Genomic DNA, 22,231 nt, shown 5'->3' with positions numbered 1-22,231 from the left:
ATTCTAAAATTACCATCCCGGGTTTTGTTTCAACATTGGATTAAGCGTGATCTCATTGGTAGGAATAGGTAATAAATAATCGCGATCTAGCTTAAATTGATAGCCTTTATCCATGATGCCATATATTTTAAATGGATCTATATAGCCATCGGCATTTACAGGAAGAGCAGCTAAAGACTTAATGAATTGAGCTGTCGCCCCTGGATAGTTTTCCCATTGTTTTTTATAAGCACCTAAAGGACGCTGACCGAAAATTTTAGTATCTGCTGCAGCCCAACGGAAAATATCATCAACACGATACCATTCTGCAGCTAACTCAATCTTACGTTCACGGCGCACTTCATTTAATATAGGCGATAAAAGAGGAAATTCCCAGTTGGGGTCAACAGGAATATTACCTAACTGTAATAATCCTACGGTCATACCAGCACGGATACGCAGTGCATTGATTGTTTTATCGATATCAATCTGGGTAATTGTGCCCAACTCGGCCTTGGCCTCGGCATAAATCAATAGAACTTCGGCATAACGGAAATGAACGTACCCTTGTGTACTTTGAGAAACACTGTACTCTTCAAAATCACCTGTATGCCCTTTATAAATCTGATAGCCGGTAGACGTATTATTAGCTCCATTAATTTCGAAAGCGGGAGTAGTAAAATATTCTTTAGTAGCGTACCATTTGACATGCTGCTGATCGTCAACATGTATAGTTTGTGCCAATCTGGGGTCTCTGTTTTTAACCAGATCTTTTAATGTACGGTCGCCAACATATTGCGTACTCAAGCTTATTGGTAGACCATCCAAACATAAGTAAGAATCGACCATATCTTTGGACAACCCCATACCTCCTCCATTAATTGAATAGCGAGTCCATGTATGGGTAATCCTCTCTGAAGCAGAATACTTACGCCAAAATAACGCCTCTTTACTTGAAGAGTAATCTTTCTGATTGAAAAGTAACCAATACCCATTTTCAATACCTACATTATCTAAACCAGGATATCCTGATCGCTCAGACATTGCTATCAATTGTCCAGAAGCATCTGCTGCAATATTTAAAAACTTACTACCGTCTTCACCGACTACTTTAAATCGTGTGTTTTTCAGACTGTGGTACTTTTCCCAGGTACCTTCATACAAGGCAACACGGGATTTAAGCGCCAAAGCAACTTCTTTAGTGACTCTGCCACTCCATGCCCCACCTGCTCGTGCCGAGAGATAACTAATAGAATTATCCAAATCTAATAGTATAGAGTCAACGACCTGATTACGGGGTAGCCGTCCAGAAAATAATGACTCGGAATCAGTGCCAACTAGCGTCGAAGCCCAAGGTAAATCACCGAACTTGCGAAGTTTGTCATAATAGAATAAGGCGCGAAAAAACAAAGCCTCGCCTACATAGGCCTGTACTTCTTTAAAAGGTGCTTGCACTTTATTATAATTATCTAAAAAATAGTTTATATTTCGTAAAGGTGTCCAATCGGACGCTGACCAACCACCACCAGAGGAAGGCAAAGTACCTTCACCGTTCATTCTTCTATTATAATTAGTAGGCACGTTTGTGTCGCTGCCTTCGCCAGCGTCAATTGTAAAAGGACCACTCCCCCAAGCTCGTCGAGAGGGTAAAAGAGCATCGTCATTGTAAAAATTATTGACGTACAAACGCAAATCATTAACAGTAGTCCAATAATCACTATCACTGATGTTAATAATCGGTGACCGTTCTAAAAAGTTGTCTTTACATGAACTCAGCAATGTCAAAAAGCTTAGCCAAATAAATATATATCGTTTCATATCTTAAATGAGAATAAAAGGTAATTTTAAAAAGTAATATTCATACCACAGGACCAAACGCGCTGGAATGGATACACACGACCATCTGTTGTAGAAAACTCTGGATCCATCGTTTTAAGGAGCTTTGTAAAAGTGATCATATTCTCTATATTAAAGAAAAACCGCAGCTTTTGGCTATCAATAGTCTTTAAAACATTTGCAGGCATCGTATAGCCCAATTGTATATTTTTGACCCTTAAATAGGCAGCATCCTGAACATAACGAGTTTGTGGCTGCGAATTTTTCTGCATTTCACCACCCAAGTAAAACTTGGGATAATAACCATTCGGTGTTTCGGGGGTCCAACGATCATACTGTTCGGTCGTGAGCATACCTGTATACATATCTCCAGTAATACCCCAAAAATATGCCCCATCCCATACATTAGCATTAGAAAAGATGGCGTCTCGCTTTCCTACTCCTTGCAATAAAGCTGCAAAATCAAAATTTTTGTACTGTGCGCTCAGATTAACGCCAAACGAATACCGTGGTGTAGTATTAGCGATGACGTTCCGGTCTCCTGGATTCTCTAAGGTGTTATTGCCCCAAGAAATTATACCATCTCCATCTAAATCGGCATAACGTATATCGCCGACTGACCACCTGCTGTAGATAAGATCTTGTTTCGGGGACTCAAGGATTTCTTCATCGTTTTTAAAAAAACCTACAGTCTGATAGCCCCAAACATCTCCAAATTTCCGTCCTTTATACCAGGTGGTATTCAAACCCGTAGGATTAGGGTATCTACGAACTTTGCTTTGATAATCACTTAGTACGAGATCTACGCCATATTTAAAATCATTGATCTTGTCTTTCCAACCTACGGTAAAATCTACTCCATAAGTCACCATTCCCGTATTATTGACTTCTGGTGCTGCTGTCCCTAAAAATGCAGGAAAAGCCTCGGCAGGACCAACAAAATCATCGGCCACTCGTTTATACCAATCAAAAGTAAAGTTTAGCCTATTGTTAAAGATTGCCATGTCTACACCAATATCAAGAGTCTTAACAGTCACCCATGTCAGAGCAGCATCTACCAAAGGAGGTTGGCCAATATAAGCCTCTCTACCTCCAGAAAACAAAAAGTTACTGGATGTAGGGCTTACTGTGACGAGGGAAGGGTAAAAAGGATAATAACTACTGGTAAATGCCTGATCTCCTAGCTGCCCATACGAAGCACGGAATTTAAAACTATTTACGTACGGCTGAACAGGCTTCCAAAACTTTTCATGAGAAGCTACCCACGCTCCAGAAATACCAGGGTAAAATTTAAATCTTTTATCTGATAAAAACCTTGAAGTACCATCGTACCTCCCATTAAACTCAACTAAGTACTTACCTTGGTAGTTGTAATTAATTCGTCCAAAACCTCCACGGATAGCGAGTTGAGAGGCATTGTCGGTTAACGTTGGTGAGGCACCATATGTTAACGAAAGGGAAGGCTTATCATTAGAATATAAATAGTAATTAAGCCCATTTACACCGGTATTATCGAAAAGCTCTTGTGTAAAGCCTAATAATCCTCTAAATGAATGCCCATTCCATTCTTTTGTGTATGAACTAAAAAGATTGACGGTATAATGTTGATTTTTATTGCTCTGTCGCTGGAATGCATTTGGAGCATATAATGCTTGATTTGCACCACTCGGACGCTGAACGTATACGGTTTTAGTATGCTTTTCCATATCTATATATGCACCATCAAAAGTATAATTAGCCGTTATATTCCATCCGGGGAAGGGGTTAACTTCGATCTCACCGGTAAGCGTAGCCTTATCTGAAACTGTATTTGTACGACCGCCGTTTACAAACCCAGCCATTCTGTTTTCAGAGGCAAAACTTCCATTGGGCGTATACAAAGGTTCTGTCGGCCAATTTCGAGCAGCCAGAACCTGCATCCAATTTCCCTCGGCCGTAGGAGAATCGGAAACTCCGCGAGAAAGGGCACTTCTAAAATTGAAATTCATCCACGAAGTAACAGCAGTGGAAAGATTGGCGCGGATATTATAGCGATCGTAGGAGTCTTTTGTAAAATCGTACATCCCATTCTGTTTGTTATAGCCTAGACCAACATAGTATTTTGTGGAGTTCGAACCGCCTGAAACACCGACATTATGCTGGTGGCTGAACTGATAGTCACGATATAGTATATCAAACCAATCATTATTGGCGTTAGCATTACCCCATTCAAAATAAGCGTCTGTAGCAGGAGCAGGATTCACAATAGTTTCGGTAGTAATCTTACCATCAAGATAATCTTGAATACGCTTTAATGCGTCGTCGCTAAAAGGCCGACTAGCTCCAACATTATCGGCTGCTTCGTTGTAAAGGTTAGCAAAGTCTATAGAACGCATATATTTTGGCAAATTAATAGGTTCAGACATCAAGAAGTTGTTATTATAGGTTATGGTTGGTTTATTGCCAATTTTGCCTTGTTTTGTTGTAACGATGATAACACCATAGGGGGCACTGGAACCATAAATGGCAGCGGATGCCGCATCTTTTAACACGCTGATACTCTCGACATCATTAATGTTAATCGTGTTAATGTCGACACCAGGAATACCATCTACCACGAAAAGCGGAGACTGAGAAATAGCAGACCCATTGGATGAAAAGCCCGTATAACCGCGAACGTTAAAACTGGACACGGCACCTGGTGCGCCTCCGTTTGTACTATTGATGTTTAAATTAGAAACTGTCCCTTGCAGGGCTTGACCAATATTGGTAACTGCTCTATTTTCTAGACGCTCACCACTAATTTGAGAAACCGCACCGGTGAGGTTGATTTTCTTTTGTGTACCATACCCTACAACTATGACTTCTTCTAGATCTGCAGTAACGGTTTGTAATACCACGTCCATATCGAGCTTATCTCCTACAACAATATCCTGCTTTTTGTAACCTAACAAACTGAATTCTAAATATTGCCCAGCGGCAGCTTCAATCTTAAATCTACCGGATACATCACTAACCGTCACTTTGCCGGTTCCTCGTACCTTTATCTCAACCCCTGAAAGGTAATATCCCGTACTATCTTTGATAACACCAGTTACCTGCTGTTGCAGCCGATCTGCTGCTGGCTGCCCCCTAATAGGTCTTACTTGTGTTTTAAAAAGTATATTTTTATCAACAATTTTATAGCTCACTGGAAGATTTTGTAGGCAGGCTTCCAATACTTTTTCTATAGTTGCATCCTGAATAGATAAACTGATTTTTGTCTTTTTCAAATCGACATCGTCATAGAGAAACACATATCCGGTTTGTCTTTCTATGAGTTTAAAAACTTTTTCTAAAGGTGTGTTACTTACTTTGACGGAGACACTCTGAGCCAAAATATCGGCCCGGACTTGCATAAACATCAGTAAAAGAAAACTAGCAATTACCTGAAACCTCATAATAATTTTTCTGTAAGTAGGTTTGTCAAAAAACAACCATCTTGACCGAACGGCTGTTGTACGAAATATTAATTTCATTAACTTTGTGTGTTTGAGTTGGTATTTAATTAATAGACTTTTTTGGGTAGCGCTCTTACATTCACGTCTTCTGATCCTACTCGGAAGACGTTTTTTTGAGCTACATAATTTTTTTAAGTTTCTCTTTTCATAGATTAATAATTTTACGATTATATATTTAGTATTACTTTATTCGATAATAATACGTTTAACACCATCCACACTTTCAATTTTACAGTTCAAATTATAAAAAGAGAGGATTTCGAGTACAGTAGAAGCATTCGTATTTCGATGGACTTCGCCGGACAGATGTACATTCTTAGCTTTCCCTTTAAATACAACTTCTACATTATACCACCTAGAAAGCTGCCTCACTACAGCATAGATGTCAGATTGGTTAAAACTAAATTTACCATTCTTCCATGCGATAGCATCTAAAACATTGACACGGTCGACAGTTAATCGGTGATCACGATCTAAAGTGGATTGTTGACCAGGTTCTAAAAGAATGGTTTTATTACTTATAGTTTCCGTGACTCTAACAGCCCCCTCGGATAACGTCGTTTTTATACTAGGGTCGTCATCGTAACTAGAAACGTTAAAATGTGTACCTAAAACTTCTACAATCTGACCTTTAGAACGAACTTTGAATGGCTTACTTTGATCCTTCGCTACTTCAAAATAAGCCTCTCCGTGTAGATCGACGACACGATCAGACCGGTTATTATCTATAGTATATGTAAGTTGAGAAGCCGCATTCAGCCAAACTTTGGATCCATCGGGTAGATTAAGTTGGTATTGCCCTCCACGAGGTGTCTTCAAGGTGTTGGTTATTGATTTATCTCTGTCCACATTTCCTTCTTGATTTCTGATATAGTCAAGTTGTCCATCTGCTTTTTTATAAACCGTATGATTATTTCCTGTAGCAATAACTCCATTAGAAACGCCTTCTAGAGGGATTTCAGTACCATCTTCTAACTGAAGTACTGCTACCTGACCTCCCGGAAAAATATCTGGAGATGTTTCGGCAATAATTTTTGTATCTTCTATAGTCAGAAACGATAGTTGTGTGAAATATAGATAAGCTGCAATAAATACACCTACGAAAATGGCTGCTATAGATGCATAGGTATACCATTTTCGTCTATAATGCAAAGAAGATAATAAGCGGAACCGCACTTCATCAATATCGTGATCTAAGTCTGTAGTAGTATTTATAACAAGGCTATCTTCTTCCTTGCTCAACAGCTCGTACCATTGTTCGACCTGTAGCCGCTCTTGAGAAGTACATTCTCCTGCCAAATAACGCTTTAAGAGTTCTTGCTTATCTTTTTCGTCCATACTTATCAGAATATTAATGTCTGTCTTAAGTATAGTACTACAAATTGAACGTTGGGCGTAAAAGAATTTAAAAAAATAAATGCGTTAATGTTAAACCGATCAAAATACTGAAAGCGCCTAACTTGACCCGTAAAGATTTTAGGGCATTATTGATATGCTTTTTGACGGTAGATTCGGAAAGACCTAACTGGAAAGCAATCTCTTTGTGAGACAGATGCCTTTCACGACTCATTCGAAAGACCTTTTGCATTTTGTCGGGAAGTAGAGAAATCTCCTTTTCGATAACTTGTTTAAGCTCTCTTTCACGAACCAATCCATCGGTCAGAACATCATCTATCAAAGACAATTGGGAAAGAGAGCTTAAGTAGTTCGCTCGAACGTTCTCGTGTGCTATACGCTTAATAATCATGTAACGAAGTGTTGCATAAAGATAGCCTCCTAATGGAGTATCAATGGTTAAGGAAAAGCGATTTTGCCATAAAGCAGTAAATACTTCTTGAAGCAAATCCTTAGATTCGTCTTTGTCACCAACTTTTTGAAGTGTCTTCATGTATAATCCCTTCGAGTAACGATTATATATTTCCATATAAGCGTTGTGATCACTTTCTAAGAGAAAGATCATTAACTCACTATCGCTACATGTATGATAATATTTCGTCTTCACAAAATAGAATTATTGGTTAATCATTTAGATCTATTTATCCCTAAAAATCGGTTATGTACTTTTTTTGTAATTTAGTGATTTCATTCCAAACAGAACATTTTAAAACAAGCTTTCACTAGTATTTGCATCTTGTAGCAAAATATAAAACAAAAGAGCTAGCCAATTAATATAGTACGATAAGACAGCTCTTGGGCGTAAATTAATTTTATTTATTTTTTTCTCCTTAAAGACTGATAGATAGACGATATTAAAACTCATGCAAAAGTAAATAACCCCGGTTTAGTTAGACGTATTGTAATATTAAATGTATATTAAGTTCGCTCCGACTGTGGCTTATTGAAGACGTTCCTTACTCAGATATAAAACTTACAATAAGCTAAATGCAACAACCACAAGTTTTGATTTATACCTCCATCTGTTTTCATATTCCATTTGGTGAAGAAACCAAACTCAGGTAAGATAATACCGTCTAGTTCGGGACTATTCGCCCCCTATTTTTTGTAATTTAGAATCTTAAGACATGTATTAGTCAATTATACACCAAATGGAGCTAAATAAAAATACTGGATTAGGGAAAAGCTATCCGAATAAAATTCAAGGAGGCCCAGAAGAAAAATTCTATCAAAACAACAGCGGAGAGCGAAAAGATCTTTTTGAGTTCATCTTTAGATAGCTAGTAGAGAATATCATTATTCATCGTGAATATAATAGTACACTGCCAACACAGGCGATGAAGTATATTGCAGCATTGGATCACCCTGAAAAGATTACTGCTGTCCTGCCGCTATGTGGCTGGGTGAACGACAGTGATACTTCTCGAATCTGCGTACTCAAAAATATTCCGATCCTGACATATCACGAAACTGCTGATAAAGATATATCCATAGAAGAAACTGAAAAGGATAGCAAATGGTCTAAAAAAATACGAGGGGGATATTACCTTTCGTCAACTCGAAGTTGAAGGTCACGGTATCCAATATCTATACACAGCAGCACAGCTACATTGTACATGGTGAGCTCTTGATAACCAAGACGGTAATAAGAAATCGGAGTTTGATGGTTCTCATATTTTTGTATATGCAGGTAATGAAAGGGGAGATAAAATTGAAAGTAATGGGATTCTCCTTACTGACTTCAGTGGGAAAACCTATAAAATAGATTTTGACGGTAAATTATTATCAGACTTTTAAGGTTCATTTATTGAGATATTGATCAAAGTTAATAAAATACCTCGAGCGCGAAGTCATCGGCGTAAAACGTATTTACCCCTTAAAAACCATAACGTGCTAACCAATCTGCTCCTAGTCTACGGACTTTGTTGGTCTCGCTATCGCAAAGTACCCATAGTGTACGGGAGTCTACCATGAGCTTATCATTGACATAAAACTCGACCTTTCGGGGCTGTTTGACGCCTTCGGGTGCCTGAGGATAGGTTTTGACTAGGATCGTATCACCCAGAAATACCTGTTTCTTATACTGGATATGATGGTCGTACAGGACCCAATAATCGTTTTGGTAAGGTGTTTCAACTTTTAGGATGTCCCAATGTTCGGCGGCGGCCTGCTCTACCCAATTGACAAACTGTACATTATTAACATGATTGTTATGATCTAGGTGTTCGGCACTGACTTTAATTTCTATGGTATGTATATACTGCATTTGGTTACTTTAATAATTCGTCTAAAAAAAAGAGATTAGTACCACTGGAAGATTCTTTCCTTCGTTTTGACCCATTTAAGTTTGAATATTGCAACTCATTTTTAATTGGGTTTGGTATTAATTAAGGTTTAAAGTTATTTCTTTTTCCAAAAGTGTCTTTTCAACGGGTGAATAAAAATAAAACTTATCAGGTTTCCCTTCTAGTGTGTATACATAAACTGTGTTTTCGTGTAAATTATCATCTTCTGTATTGAGGTATTTTTGATATTCTTTCTCGAATTTCGAATACTTCATTTTAGGATTGGTTCGAAAAACATCATACAAATACTTTGGCATATAGATATGCTTGATGGTAGGTGAAACGTTTATAAATTTGATCTCCGATCTGAGTTTTTCGCTATTCAGCACCTCAAAATGAACTTTGTTATCAATGAACTCGATGAGTTTTATTTTTTGATTTCCTGCAATTTCAATGGTTTTACCGATATCATTTTGTGTGATTTCCGTTGAGCTATATTCCGCAGGAAGTTTAAGCTTGACAGATATGCTCCCAGCGCATTGTTTAGGGGCAATATGCTTATGATTATAAAAAAATAGTCTTTCCTTTGTGGGGTTCTTAATTGGAAAAATATCACAACAGGATTTTACCCAATTCTCTTCGAACACCACTTTTTCCTTTGTTGCTGTATTGGTGATATCAGTTGACAGGACTTCAAAAGTTAGTAAGCTCGATAAATTATTTGTATTCTCAATTCCTCTTGTTTTTTGATATTCGCTTATTTGCCTGTCTGTCAAATCATAGGAAACTGTAATATTAAACCTCTCCTTTCCTAGATCTTCTATACTTATTGAGTTTGTTATTTGATTGAAAAATCCTGTTGGATTGGAGTTTTCTAGTACTTCCCAGGGGAACTGTTCATTTCTTACGGTTTCGCTGTGGCTTTTGCTGTCTTTGGTAACGGTTCTTTTGTAGAAAAAAGCGTACTCTTGATGAAATTCTCTTTTATAATCAGCATAAGAGTAATTAGCATAATAGTCTTCTTGTTCGTCAATAAGCTGAGGGTATTTGTTATTTTGTGCTTTACACGGAACAACGAATAATAAAACTACAAATAGCCTGAGTAGGTTTTTCATTTTAATGTTTTTCTCTTTTTAGTTTGCACGGGGCAAGTTGTGACTCTAGTCCCCATACCATAAAGGTACGAAAAAGCGAGTTCTATGTGAATAATAGCTGAGTTGGGTTGACCGCATGCGCTTGTCCCCTGTCATCCGGTTAGTATATTCAGATGAATAGCTAGGGATTTTATTTACGGACAAAGTCTATATGGATTGATTGGATAAATGTATTTTTACAAAATGCATCAGATAAAGGGCTAGAAAACTTTCCTATGAAATAAGGTCAGCCTCGCTGAAATATGCACGAACAAAACACATTAGAACAAACACGAATGAGAATTTTGCTTTTTTTCCTGCTATCAATGTCGCCAGCGTTTTTATTTTCTCAAACAAAAAAAACGCTTGAAATCAATTACAACAAAGAAAATGTCGTGGCCAGTTCGATTGATGGAATATGGAAAGCAAAGAATAATAATCTAGAATTCATCAGCGATCCTACTGTTCTGGAAGCAATCTCGGATCATTATTTCCAGCATTTAAAAGAATTTAAAATTTATCATGCTGGTATAATGAAAGTTGCTCGAAGGGAGACTGAAAAGGCTCATCCTTTTATTTTGACAGAATTGAATGGGAATCCTTATTTGATATTTTTTAGGGAACGTGATGATAAACCTTATGGAGATGCGGAGTCTTTTATCCTATTTATTGCAAGGGGCGAAACTAAATCGCAGGATCGGCTTTTTATAGGTGGAGATTTTAACAATCAGCCATTTGAAGAATATACAAGGGACGTTAGATAATGTAGAGAGAAAAAGTGGTTGTCGCAAATTTTGCGACAACTAACAAAGATAGAATGGTGTATAGAATCGTTTTAAAAAGAAAGTCAAATGAAATTATTGCACTTCTTTTAACCATCTTACGATTCCTTTGTAAATCTTGTCTGCCGTTTGCTTATGAAACTTTTCGTCTAGTATCCTCTGCTCATCCTCTGGATTGCTTAGAAAAGCAATTTCTACCAAACTATTGGGGTATTCTGTAGGCGAGTTTAATAGGAAGTTGAAATTGCCGATCAGACCAAATTCATTCAATCCCAGATCAAGCATTTCATCCAATATATATTTCGAAACCGCTCTGCTGCCATTGTGATGGTAGTAAGTACTGACGCCCTTCACCTCTGTCTTGGAAGAGGCATTCAAATGCAGACTGATCAGCAAATCTGGTTTTACTGTCCTAAGCTTCAGTACACGATCTGTAGTCGCAATATCAATATCTTCGGCACGTGTCAAATAAACATTTTTCACTCCCTTTTTGTGCAATAATGTTTGTAATTCCTTAGCGAATCTTAAGGCATAGACTTTCTCCTCGCTACCATTAGGACTTACTACACCTTTTGAATTGCCACCATGGCCGGCATCAATGGCTATAAAGAGATTTTTGATTCCTTTTTTCGTCGGAGCATGCTTGACCGATATGCGTAAAGCCTTGTTGTCGTAATCTATGGAATAGCCCCAATTCTGCTTTCCTTCTAGATCGATGTGTATACGGTAAACATCGCTTTCCAATTGCTCGCGGTACACATTTTTTACGATACGGGCTTTTTTCAACTGGGTGATCCATGTGGTATTTGATATCACTCCAAATACGTCAACGATAATTATGTTGGGCTCTACAAGCTGAAAACTCCGGTATGGTAACCGATCTGGTAAACTTATGGTCAATACGTCGTAATTATCTTTTGCCGACAGATGCCAAGGGCCACTCAGAATATCATCAGAAGTAACACTGTCTGACAATGGTGTACTAAGGCTTACAAAATGCTTGGGAATATAGGCCTGCCAATTTTTGGATAACTTGATCTTATATCTATTCTCTACAGAATCGACCACCATGACACGTACGCCTGTATCTATAAAAGTCATTTTATCGGCTCCCAACCTTACCATCCCATCGCTATACTCGATATAAGGCAAATCGCCCGTTGTTCTACCGACCCAAGCTTGTTGAGCATATACTTGTGCACCACAACTAATAGTAATCAACATGGCATAAAAAATAGGCAAAAGATAGGTCTTCATAGGGTTCATATTCAATTGTTTCGTATTTACTAGCTTACAATAGCCGTACCTTCTCATATCGCTTGTAGTTGCTTTTTTCAACGTTTGGTCGATAGCTATAGCACCAGAAAAGGCAAGGTCTTTCATCTGTCGATAAATATATCAATTTTTAGAATGTTTAGGTATTGAAATAACTTCAGTACGATGACATTCTTACCGAGTGCTGTACAACACCTTAAAAGACTACATAATAACTGATTTCAAACCTACTTTAAATATCACAGGAATATATCTATATTGCTAATACAATGATGTGTGCCGGTGATGACGGGAAAGCAGGCTATATCGAAAAAACAAGGATCTATCCCTAAGGAAGCATGAAAGACAAAAACTTAGAGAAATTAACACAGCAAATAATTGAGGAGACCGATGGTGGTGCATTTGCTAAACTGATACAGAAGCTTTTAAAGAAGTATTCATCTACGGAACGGACGTACGTCTTGCATGTATTGACGGAATATGCGAGGAACGGAAAAATTTTACATTGGCGGAATTTTTTACTCTCAGATATCATAAAGCTCGTAGACGAAAATGAAACGGAGTATATTCCTTTTTTCGAGTGGTGTGTTACTCAACCTGAACTGACTTATTGGGGAATTGATGGATTGCTAAAAACTAAAGGAGAAAAATCTTTTAGAACATTGATAGAACTTGTAAAAAACGAAAATCTAGAAACTTCGGTCCGAGCAAAAGCAATCAAAAGTCTTTCAATATACAGCAAACAGGCTTTTGATCGCGATCTGCCTAAGGATCCAGGATATTGGAAAGCAGAAGATCTAAGAATAGCGGAAGTGGAATCCTGGGAGAAAGAGGGCTATCAACGCGGTGAGGGTTATGATAAACCTAAAACACACGACTCCTTGGAAAAACCTAAAACATCGCTTGAGAAAGCTGTTGCAAAACTTAACAAAAAACTGGAGGCAAAACGACGTAAAAATCAGGACTTATCAAATCCAGCAAACTGGCTTGTTATTGCAGACCAAGCAGACATGCTGAAGATAGCGAAAAGATGGGAACTACCTGAAAACTATGTGCTGTTTCTTAAAAATTATTCGCCACTGAATGTGTACATAGACAGTAAGAAATACTTCCAAGGTTTAAATATATACGGAGCTTCCGACTTGTTGGAAAGACAGGAAGGATATTCATTCAACCCCGTAACGAATCAAATCATTGAAGAATGGCCGAAAAAATTCGTTGTCATCGCTGATGCGGGAGCTGATCCATACTGTATAGATATTAGCCAGATTAAAGATAACGACGCCCCTATCTACAAAAGCATCCATGGAGCTGGAGTATGGGAATTTGAGTTGTACGCAGACAGTTTCCTGAGTTTTTTGAAAGAAATTGCCGGAGCATGATCTGGATTTATCCTTTATTAGGGACTAACTGTCTCCTGTATATTCCAAGGAATTATTGATGATTTCGAGTGTAGGCATCATAAGTCTATTATACAGGCCTATTTCCCTAATAATAAACTCACTAATAACCAGTCTGTCGCCAATTATTCGAGCGCTGGTAAAGTAGTATTGTGTTTCTTGATCTACTTTAAAGCTCTTGCGGATAAAATGGTCAGTGGCCTTTAAATCATCATAAGGCTCATAACCGCCTTCATCTACAAACTTTTCGTACAAGGCCAGTTTGAGTTCTTTAAAGAATTTTTGATCGATTACCTCGCCCTCCCATTTTTTTTGATAGTTTGTTATCGAAATAGCTTTTTGGTCATCCTCAGTTTTTGCACGGAATCTATCGCTTTCATAAGGAACAAATTCTACTGGGATCTTTACCTTAAAAGAGTCTGCTAATTGATGCTCTCTAAGGTCCAGTGAAAATTTGAAGCCACCTTTGTCGGATTGATCAACCTTTAGGTGTTTCCGTGGGCGCTGTCTTTTAAAAAATGAGAACATATACTTTGTGTTATTTTTTCGTTGATCAAATTAAAAAAAATCCGACACATAACCATAAGATTAGTTCTAGCTATAAAGTATTGTCCGTCGATCTTGTCCATAATCCTGATCTGGATTAGCGCAAATATGTCAATCAGAAATGAGCTGAAGATTAAGTATCTATTATGATTTTGTGCAAAACCGCTTTATGCTCCCACTATAAATAGTATGTGACTTCGGTCAAAACACTATATCCTATTTTTAGATTTGCTTTAAACTTATCTCAGATTAATACTGTCTCATAACTTGAGCACTTTATTTCAGTGATTCATCTTCTTATAATTAATTACATGTAAAACGCAAAGGGCTGTATCCTGAAATTTGACACAGCCCCTGTATAACGGATGATTACACGGTACGACTCCTTGTTACTTTACAAAAATCAACAGTTGTAATCGCTATTTATATTATAATAAATTAATTTGCAAAAAGTATGTTAGTCGCTATTTCATAGAAGGTGTCGCCTTTTTTGATGAATGGAGGTGCTTCGCCCCAGGTTTCTCTAGAGACCATGTACAGCGTAAATATATTTTTGGCCGGTAGAGGATCGGTACTTCCAGGACTAAATGCCATATTGGAATAGTTTGTTCCTCCATGATTGAGCAATACCTCCCCCGTATTGCTATCTATGAATTCGAAGAGATAGTTGCTGGGTAGGTCAGGCAATGGACTGGGTAAACCATCGGGTAAGATATAGTACGCTGCCTGATCGATACTGTTCTTTACGTCTTTGATGACACCGACCTCTTTGATCACTTCGTTCCAGTCGACATCATAGTAACTGATCGAGACTCGGATATCCAGCTTTTCAAAAGGAATAAGGTCCTGGGCATAATTAGCGACTTTGACTTTGATATGTCCGGGAGGAGCTGGACTTTCTGCTGCTTGTGCATCGGGATCTATAAAAGCAACCGGGGCTTCCATGGTCGGTTGGAATAAGGTATACGCATTTTTGGAATCTGACTGGACATCAATATCTTTTTCGGCAACGGTTTTTCCATTTCGGGTATCGTAGAACTCAAATTTTGCCTTACCAGGTACCACTTTGATTTTTTTTCGATTGATATCCCATTCGATCGGCTTACCATTGTACTTGGCTGCGATAAAAACACCCGCCCCATTATTACGTAATGCCGTTTTATCGGCATCAAAATAGACTTCGACAAATTCGGAGAATGAATTTACATATTCTCCCTTTTGGCAGGAATATGTACTGATCAATAATAGAACTATTGCTATGCTGTTTCTTATGTTTACTTTCATATGCTTATTTTTTAATATCTGAAGGCATTAAACGCTTATTAAAAATTATAAGTGACACTAAGACTGAAACGTCGTCCCTCTCTTCGGCGATAGGTGATGTTGTCGCCCTCTTCTTTACTGTATCGTATGGATTTACCTTTTTTCAATACATCAAGTTTATTCTCATCTTGTTCGTAGTCATTTATATTGGAATAATAACGGGTCCAGTCATCCAACAGGTTGGCTATATTGAGCTTCACTTCCATTTTTTTCTTTAAAAAGCGGGCATACAATTGAGCGTCCAGTTGTTTGGGGGCCAGTTCATACTCAACCCTTGCCAAGCTCACATTTGCGAGGTTGGTCCGAGGGCCGCGGTGATTATAGCTGGCCGTGACACCATAACGGTCTCCCCAATAGCCGAGTCCGAGGTTCAATAACCAGGGGGACTGACCGATCAGCGGTCTGTCTTGATTAGGATAGCGTTGCTGAACGCGTTCGGCCACCTGTGTTTCGGGATTATTGATCCAGTCCCAATGACTGAGTACATTGACCTTGGACTGGAGGAGCGTCCCATTGGCCGATATAAAAAGGTCTTTCACCCAGTCCTTATCGGATAGAAAACTGAAGTTTTTACGGATTTCTAATTCCAGCCCCAGATTCTTTGCACTCTCCATATTGGCGTAGGTATACTCGTTGAGCCCCTTGCCCGAATGGATCAGTTCGATGGGTTTATCCAGATTTTTATGATATCCTGTCAAGGAAATAATCTCTCCGGGAGAAGGATACCACTCGAGTCGTAGGTCTATATTGTCGATCAGGGTCGACTGTACATGCTCTCCATATACGTACCCGTCTATTTCGAAGTCGTACATACCAAACATACCTACTTCTCTGAAATCGGGGCGTATCACAGTTCTGGAATAACTCCCACGGATATTAAACTCTGGAGTGAGGCTATATGTCGCATTGACCGATGGGAGGAAACGCCAGCTGCTCTCCTTTACACCAAACCGGTGCCGTTGTACATCATCGGGATCTGGTTCATCCTGATAGGATCTACGATACAATTCTTCTTGCTTTGAAGTCAGATCAAAATACTCTGCCCGCACACCGTATACCAGACGAAGTCTGTTCCAAAGTTTTTGATCGGCCATCAGGTATAGCGCATGCGAACTCATCTCACCATCATAGTACCGTCCACCTAAGGCATCTGCATAATAGTAAGCTTGATTATTCCCATTGCCTATGTTTTCATTGGCAAATAACTGGTCGTAAGGAAGTTCGATAGCAGGTGCTTTTTGGTTGGTGGTGCCTTCGATCCAAGACCTGGTCCAGGGTACCATTTTATTCAGATCTAATGATCTTTTCTTTGTCCACGCCTGGTAACCAAGCTTCATCGAGGTAGATACATCTTTTCCTTCTCCGAATCTACGGGAAAAGGCTGCGCTCCAATTGTAATCTGTTTCGTCGATGTTTGTCCACATACGCCAATCTTTGAATGTGTTTCCTGTGGAAGCCGAAGAATGGGTCATTAAACCGGGAGTCTGAAAATAGGGCTCATCGCCAATGATCGTGGTCAACCTATAGGATAGCTTTCGTTCATCCAAAATCTGTTGCTTGATTTTATTGACAGTAAACATCCCTTCGGCTTTAATCTTCAACGGAAGTTGATATTCACCTGTCAACTGATGTTGTTGTAGAGACATGGCTTCAGGCAATTGATAGACTAGCTTGGTGGGGATCGGTTGGGAATCCTCTCGAGCTGTTTGGATAGATTCGTTGTAATTGTCGCTGTAGGTACGGGCATACATGTTCTTTAGGGTAACCTTAAAGCGCTGTCCCTGTAACCCCATATTGGCCACTAACCCACCATTACTGTTGAACCGATAAGATGTTCCTGCACCATTATCACCAAGCCCTGTACTGTCTATGTAATGGTTCATCGGGGATCGTCTCACATTGTTAAAAGAAACGATATTCTGTTCATTCCTAAAATTCGCGGAAGCGACAAAACCAAAGCGGTTTCCATTCTTCAGCTCATAACGGCGACCGAGCGAAAAACGGATATTTTGATTGGGTGCAGCTTTATACTTATAGAGGCGCATGGCATTACTATTCAATCTTTTGGACTGGGCAATGGCATCCAGATCGTTGTATTTGACGGCATCACCAAACTCAACCGGATTGAGTGGTATAGCGTTGAGTTCGGGATCATCCAGGATATACCCCGGAGGCGCATCCAATTGCGAGGCCCGATTGTTCCATTGCCAGGTTTTGATACCATCGGGCAGTTTTGCCGATTTATCAAAAAAACCAAGGTACTCGTTGGTATGGCGCTCGCCCAGCCGATAGAAATCTTTGCCGGTGGTGCGCGAGTTGCCCCCTGTACCAAGCTGTATACTGGTAAAATTCTGTTCGGGGATGTCTATGGTATTTACAGACACCTGCCCGCCGGAAAATTCGGCCGATACGTCTGGTGTTGCCGTTTTATTAACCACTACAGAGCTCACCATTTCGGTGGGGATAATATCAAAGGAAAAGTCCCGTCTATTCTGTGAGGTGCTCGGTATCACAATGCCATCGAGCATAGCCTGATTGTAGCGATCGGACATTCCTCGTACGATGACGCTTCGGTTGTTAACGGTAGTCAGCCCCGTTACCCTTTTGAGCACTTGGCCCATATCATTGTCGGGTGTTCGCGCAATCTGCTCGGCGGAGATTCCATCGGTGACGGAAGCTGCATTTTTCTGAGCCGCGTAAAGTCCGGCTACGCTTTCCTTTTTGTAGCTACCTGTAACCACGACTTGTTCTAAAGCGCTGGTAGACGAGGACAGAACGATATTGAGACTGGTGAGTTGTCCTGAATTTACTTGGATCTGAGTGACGCGCTTGGTCTGAAAAGAGATGTAGCTGACCTCCATAGTGTAACTACCGGAAACGATATCGAAATAATAGCTACCATCTACACTACTTCTTGCCGATTGGTTGGTCTGCAGAACCTTTACGGATGCACCAGGAAGCGCTTCGCCGCGGTCGTCCAAGATCTTTCCAGAGATACGACCTGTTTGCTGCTTGGCCCTTTCTTGTGCATTGCTGACAGCCATGGATTTGTTGACCTGTTCGAAATTCAGTTTTTTTGTTTCGGTAAGCCAATGTAGGACCACATCGAGCTTATTGTGGTCGACATTAGGTGGGTCTACTTTGATGCGACCTGTCTCCAGTGTATAGACAAAAGTAAAATCGGTTTGTCTTGCCAGTTCGGCAAGCAATTCGTGTACTGTAGTGACACGATGATGGAGATTAACGGTTACTTTTGCGAGATTTTGCGACCTCACTTCACTAGCAAATAGGACTCCTGCGCTAAGCAGGGTGATAATAGAGACCACGAAGGTTACTCTTGACATAAAACGTAGTAGTTTAAGTGTACGAATTTTTGTAAAATTGCACATAGCTTTTTTTAATGGTTTTAAAATGAGAATGTAAGATCATGAAAGCTTTTTCTGCGGGAGTGTTCCACCACTTCCGCTTTTTTGCTTTTTAAATGTGGTTTGGCGTTATTACTACATAGGCAATCGTATTTGGGGCTGACAATGACTTGAATTATTTGATGATTATTTTTCCTTTACTGATTTCGTAAGAAAATCCTTCGCCTGATTTGCTCAATAGCAAAAGGATATTGTCTATGGTTTCGCTCTGTACATTAAGATGATAGCGCTCCTGTAAAATATCATTGTTCTCGATTATGATAGGAATACCATAGGTACGCTCCAGTTCTCTGCAGATATCGATCAAAGGAACAAATTCAAAATGCAGGATATTCTGTTGCCAATCGGTTATTTTTTTGATTTCTGTGGGAACTGTTTTTCCAAGATGCTGGTTCTTGTTATAGTCAAACTGCTCTCCCGGTTGAAGGAGTGCTAGTTGTTTGGCGGTAGTTCTACCTGTTGAAACAGCGACTCTTCCGGTGGCCACCCGAACAACAGCCTGCTGCTCGCCTGTGTAGGCCTTCACGTCAAAACTTGTACCTAACACCCTTACTGTCAAATCTTTTGTATGCACTAAAAATGGCTTCTTAGGGTCTGAAACGACATCAAAAAAGGCTTGCCCATCCAATTCTATTTCACGGTTTTCAACCCCGAATTCCTTAGGGTATCGTACGGTCGAAGACGCATTAAGTGTGACGGAAGAACCGTCGGGCAGGATCAATTTTCTTTTCTCTCCGTTACTGGTAATCGTTTCCTGTATATCAGCCACATGGGCAAGGGAAGTGAAGCTGGCCTTTGGCTTATCCTGAGATGGCCAAAAGTGGAGCAGTAGCAGGATGACTGCGGCTGCAGCCCCTATCTGCCATATCATGCGTCTTAAGGCTTTCTGTTGTTGTAATTTTGCGACCTGACGGAGTGTTTGTGCGGTCACTTCTTCTGAAGCGCGCTCAAGCTCTTGCTCGTCAGGGAATCCATAATCTTCCAACTGCTCATACCAGGACTGTATACGCTTGACTTCATCAGGGGTGCATTGTCCATTTCTGTATTTATCTGCCAATAATCGGTGGTTGTTCTGTTTGCCCATACACTATTATTATCGAAAAATTGGACAAGCAGTACCATTAAAAAAATGTTGTTTTTACATTAAGAACGTATTACCTAATAAGAGGTATTGAGGATTGTTAGGCACTTGGTAGGAAAGCAACCATTATGATCAATGGAACAAAAAAGCGATCAGCAGGAAATAGGAAAGCTTCTTCTCTCCGAGGTGCTTGCGAAAAATATGCAGTGCTGTAGAAAGGTAATTTTTGACGGTCTGTTCGGAAAGTCCGAGCTTAACGGAAATCTCTCTTATGGATAGCCCTTCCTTGCGGCTGAGCTTAAACACCTCCTGTACTTTATAAGGCATTTTGGTCAGTAATCTGTCGAGATCATGTTCAAGGTCATTGGCAAGGACTTGATCTTCTGCCGACCATTGGTACTGCTCCTGACGGGTAAGGGCAAGTTTGAGGGTATTTGATTTCTTCTGGAACAGGTAACGATCTACGATAGCGTAATGGGCTGCCTTGGATAGATAAGGAGCAAAGGTATCCTTGATATAAATGTTGTTCCGATGTTTCCAGAGTGATATGTAAATATCTTGTAATACATCTTTGGTTTCTTCCTCGTCCCCTATGCGGCGATAAATCTGTTTGTATAGCTGCACCCTATAACGATGTAATATCACAGCAAAGGCCTGTTGGCTATCTCTTTGTATGAGTGCTAACAATTCGGTATCTGAAAATTGCTCCATCGAAACAAAGATAACTGCATTACTCTAACACAGTGTGTTAAGTTTTTGTTACCCGATTGACGTACTCTTTTATATGATTATAAACTCGCTTCGATACAATTTTGAAATTGGAAAGTAGGAATTGCTGTGATAGTAACGTTGTACCTATCGAAAAAACGAATTATTGGGATATCAAAATAATAAAACTACCTTTGTACTGAGATGAGACACTTGGACAACATGTTACCATTCCCTTTCTATGGCACTTATTATTACAAAATAGTATCTGCTCGGAAAGGCTATGTCTGTTTCAAAATGAATAACTAACGTAATATATTTAAATAACATAACCTCAAAGCCCGAGCTTACGCTCGGGCTTTTTTATTTTAAAAAAAATGGAAACGATTGAAAAATTGAAAGAAAATGTGGAAATCATTCTTCCAGAAAACGGTCTGGAAGAGAAACTGGCGCAAGCGCAAAAAGAGTCCCGAAAACTAATTATTAAACTAGGCTTTGACCCTACGGCTCCTGATTTACATTTGGGTCATGCCGTGGTTTTAAAAAAACTCAAACAATTTCAAGATCTTGGACATCTGATTGTGATTTTGGTAGGTAGTTTTACCGCTAGAATCGGTGATCCTACAGGCAAAAATAAAAGCAGAAAGCCACTGTCAATAGCGGATGTTCAACATAATGCACAGACTTACCTCAATCAGTTGTCAAAAATAATTGATGTTAGTAAAGCTAAAATCGTGTTCAATTCCGATTGGTTGGACAAACTTTCTTTTTCCGAGGTGATTCAGGTTCTATCAAAAGTAACTGTTGCCCAGCTGATGCATCGAAATGATTTTAATAAACGTTTTACTGAAAACACACCTATCGGTATGCACGAATTGATATACCCTATCTTACAGGCATACGATTCCGTAAATATCAAAGCTGATATTGAAATGGGGGGAACTGACCAGCTTTTTAACTGTACAATGGGACGACAGCTTCAAGAAACGTTTGAAATGAGTCCTCAGATTGTGCTATGCATGCCACTATTGAGAGGGCTGGATGGGAAGGAAAAGATGAGTAAATCGCTCAATAACATCATCGGAATCACGGATGAGCCGACTGAAATGTTCGGAAAAACGATGTCTGTTCCGGATAGTCTGATCGATGAATTTTTAGATCTGACTACTGATTTTTCTATTGGAGATAAGCAGGCATTAAGAGAAAGATTATCCAACGGGGAAAATCCAATGAATATCAAAAAGATCATCGCTAAAAATATCATTACCCAATACCATAATCAAGAGGAAGCTCAAAAGGCGGAGGATTTCTTCACCAATCAATTTCAGAATAAAAACTTTGAAGAGAAGGTCTATGAACCTATTGCTATTTCTGAAATCCAGTCTGACAGTAAAACAATCAGTTTGGTAGAACTATGCGTCCAACTGAAAAAAGGTCAAACAAAATCAGCAATCAGGAGATTGATTGAAAGTGGTGCTGTGCAGGTGGATACGGAGAAAATAACAGACCCCTACATGGATATTACGTTAAAAAAGGACACCAAAATTAAGATTGGGAAGAGAGATTTTTACGAATTAAAATAAT

15 protein-coding genes are annotated in these 22,231 nt (G+C 39.4%); 3 read left to right on the top strand and 12 right to left on the bottom strand.

Annotation, left to right across the window (positions count from 1 at the left end; genetic code table 11):
* Window positions 1–9: 9 nt before the first annotated feature.
* The 6 genes from CLV99_RS10905 to CLV99_RS10880 all read right to left on the bottom strand — a co-directional run bounded on the left by CLV99_RS10905 (window position 10) and on the right by CLV99_RS10880 (window position 10,089).
* Window positions 10–1,797, bottom strand: coding sequence for a RagB/SusD family nutrient uptake outer membrane protein (locus tag CLV99_RS10905; RefSeq protein ID WP_133584525.1), 1,788 nt, complete (start codon window positions 1,795–1,797; stop codon window positions 10–12).
* A 26-nt stretch (window positions 1,798–1,823) separates the two neighbouring features.
* Window positions 1,824–5,312: a SusC/RagA family TonB-linked outer membrane protein gene (locus tag CLV99_RS10900; protein WP_133584524.1), complete on the bottom strand. Its 3,489-nt coding sequence runs from the start codon at window positions 5,310–5,312 to the stop codon at window positions 1,824–1,826.
* Between the two features lie 168 nt (window positions 5,313–5,480).
* Entirely contained in the window at window positions 5,481–6,632 is a 1,152-nt protein-coding gene (locus CLV99_RS10895; protein WP_133584523.1) for a FecR family protein, read from the bottom strand.
* Between the two features lie 67 nt (window positions 6,633–6,699).
* Window positions 6,700–7,254, bottom strand: a complete 555-nt coding sequence (locus CLV99_RS10890; protein ID WP_133584601.1) for an RNA polymerase sigma-70 factor — start codon at window positions 7,252–7,254, stop codon at window positions 6,700–6,702.
* 1,311 nt (window positions 7,255–8,565) lie between these two features.
* A complete protein-coding gene (locus tag CLV99_RS10885; RefSeq protein ID WP_133584522.1) occupies window positions 8,566–8,955 on the bottom strand; it encodes an acyl-CoA thioesterase in 390 nt (129 codons plus the stop codon).
* Window positions 8,956–9,072: 117 nt separating this feature from the next.
* On the bottom strand, window positions 9,073–10,089 hold the full coding sequence (locus CLV99_RS10880) for a hypothetical protein (RefSeq protein WP_133584521.1): 1,017 nt from the start codon (window positions 10,087–10,089) through the stop codon (window positions 9,073–9,075).
* A gap of 281 nt (window positions 10,090–10,370) precedes the next feature.
* Here CLV99_RS10880 and CLV99_RS10875 point away from each other — a divergent pair, with 281 nt between their 5' ends.
* The gene (locus CLV99_RS10875; protein ID WP_133584520.1) at window positions 10,371–10,871 is read left to right on the top strand and encodes a type 2 periplasmic-binding domain-containing protein; all 501 of its coding nucleotides are present in this window, start codon (window positions 10,371–10,373) and stop codon (window positions 10,869–10,871) included.
* A gap of 93 nt (window positions 10,872–10,964) precedes the next feature.
* Here the strand turns inward: CLV99_RS10875 and CLV99_RS10870 are convergent, their stop codons facing one another.
* Window positions 10,965–12,272, bottom strand: coding sequence for an N-acetylmuramoyl-L-alanine amidase (locus tag CLV99_RS10870; protein WP_133584519.1), 1,308 nt, complete (start codon window positions 12,270–12,272; stop codon window positions 10,965–10,967).
* 230 nt (window positions 12,273–12,502) lie between these two features.
* Between CLV99_RS10870 and CLV99_RS10865 the strand changes: the two genes are divergently transcribed.
* Window positions 12,503–13,546, top strand: a complete 1,044-nt coding sequence (locus CLV99_RS10865) for an SMI1/KNR4 family protein (protein WP_133584518.1) — start codon at window positions 12,503–12,505, stop codon at window positions 13,544–13,546.
* 24 nt (window positions 13,547–13,570) lie between these two features.
* Here CLV99_RS10865 and CLV99_RS10860 read toward each other — a convergent pair whose 3' ends face one another.
* From CLV99_RS10860 to CLV99_RS10840, 5 genes are all read right to left on the bottom strand, one after another.
* Entirely contained in the window at window positions 13,571–14,092 is a 522-nt protein-coding gene (locus tag CLV99_RS10860; RefSeq protein ID WP_133584517.1) for a hypothetical protein, read from the bottom strand.
* A gap of 456 nt (window positions 14,093–14,548) precedes the next feature.
* Window positions 14,549–15,394 carry a hypothetical protein gene (locus CLV99_RS10855; protein WP_133584516.1) on the bottom strand — a complete coding sequence of 282 codons (846 nt, stop codon included), beginning with the start codon at window positions 15,392–15,394 and terminating at the stop codon, window positions 14,549–14,551.
* Between the two features lie 38 nt (window positions 15,395–15,432).
* Window positions 15,433–18,777 carry a TonB-dependent receptor gene (locus tag CLV99_RS10850; RefSeq protein WP_162850093.1) on the bottom strand — a complete coding sequence of 1,115 codons (3,345 nt, stop codon included), beginning with the start codon at window positions 18,775–18,777 and terminating at the stop codon, window positions 15,433–15,435.
* 196 nt (window positions 18,778–18,973) lie between these two features.
* Window positions 18,974–19,942 carry a FecR family protein gene (locus CLV99_RS10845; RefSeq protein ID WP_133584514.1) on the bottom strand — a complete coding sequence of 323 codons (969 nt, stop codon included), beginning with the start codon at window positions 19,940–19,942 and terminating at the stop codon, window positions 18,974–18,976.
* Between the two features lie 129 nt (window positions 19,943–20,071).
* Window positions 20,072–20,650 (bottom strand): RNA polymerase sigma factor, encoded by a 579-nt coding sequence (locus tag CLV99_RS10840; protein ID WP_133584513.1) that lies wholly within the window; start codon window positions 20,648–20,650, stop codon window positions 20,072–20,074.
* A gap of 374 nt (window positions 20,651–21,024) precedes the next feature.
* Here CLV99_RS10840 and tyrS point away from each other — a divergent pair, with 374 nt between their 5' ends.
* On the top strand, window positions 21,025–22,230 hold the full coding sequence (gene tyrS, locus CLV99_RS10835; RefSeq protein ID WP_133584512.1) for a tyrosine--tRNA ligase: 1,206 nt from the start codon (window positions 21,025–21,027) through the stop codon (window positions 22,228–22,230).
* Window position 22,231 lies beyond the last annotated feature (1 nt).

The organism is Sphingobacterium yanglingense, assembly GCF_004363245.1.
GTDB classification, from domain to species: Bacteria; Bacteroidota; Bacteroidia; order Sphingobacteriales; family Sphingobacteriaceae; genus Sphingobacterium; species Sphingobacterium yanglingense.
The sequence above is the reverse complement of the archived record's forward strand: the minus strand, read 5'-3'. Positions and strand labels throughout refer to the sequence as shown.

Bases quoted from the DNA above. Each gene is read 5' to 3' on its own strand.
- CLV99_RS10885 (WP_133584522.1), bottom strand. From the start codon at position 8,955: ATGCAGTATATACATACCATAGAAATTAAAGTCAGTGCCGAACACCTA.
- CLV99_RS10860 (WP_133584517.1), bottom strand. From the start codon at position 14,092: ATGTTCTCATTTTTTAAAAGACAGCGCCCACGGAAACACCTAAAGGTT.
- CLV99_RS10895 (WP_133584523.1), bottom strand. From the start codon at position 6,632: ATGGACGAAAAAGATAAGCAAGAACTCTTAAAGCGTTATTTGGCAGGA.
- CLV99_RS10890 (WP_133584601.1), bottom strand. From the start codon at position 7,254: ATGATCTTTCTCTTAGAAAGTGATCACAACGCTTATATGGAAATATAT.
- tyrS (WP_133584512.1), top strand. From the start codon at position 21,025: ATGGAAACGATTGAAAAATTGAAAGAAAATGTGGAAATCATTCTTCCA.
- CLV99_RS10865 (WP_133584518.1), top strand. From the start codon at position 12,503: ATGAAAGACAAAAACTTAGAGAAATTAACACAGCAAATAATTGAGGAG.
- CLV99_RS10870 (WP_133584519.1), bottom strand. From the start codon at position 12,272: ATGAAAGACCTTGCCTTTTCTGGTGCTATAGCTATCGACCAAACGTTG.
- CLV99_RS10900 (WP_133584524.1), bottom strand. From the start codon at position 5,312: ATGAAATTAATATTTCGTACAACAGCCGTTCGGTCAAGATGGTTGTTT.
- CLV99_RS10845 (WP_133584514.1), bottom strand. From the start codon at position 19,942: ATGGGCAAACAGAACAACCACCGATTATTGGCAGATAAATACAGAAAT.
- CLV99_RS10850 (WP_162850093.1), bottom strand. From the start codon at position 18,777: ATGTCAAGAGTAACCTTCGTGGTCTCTATTATCACCCTGCTTAGCGCA.
- CLV99_RS10840 (WP_133584513.1), bottom strand. From the start codon at position 20,650: ATGGAGCAATTTTCAGATACCGAATTGTTAGCACTCATACAAAGAGAT.
- CLV99_RS10880 (WP_133584521.1), bottom strand. From the start codon at position 10,089: ATGAAAAACCTACTCAGGCTATTTGTAGTTTTATTATTCGTTGTTCCG.
- CLV99_RS10855 (WP_133584516.1), bottom strand. From the start codon at position 15,394: ATGAAAGTAAACATAAGAAACAGCATAGCAATAGTTCTATTATTGATC.
- CLV99_RS10905 (WP_133584525.1), bottom strand. From the start codon at position 1,797: ATGAAACGATATATATTTATTTGGCTAAGCTTTTTGACATTGCTGAGT.
- CLV99_RS10875 (WP_133584520.1), top strand. From the start codon at position 10,371: ATGCACGAACAAAACACATTAGAACAAACACGAATGAGAATTTTGCTT.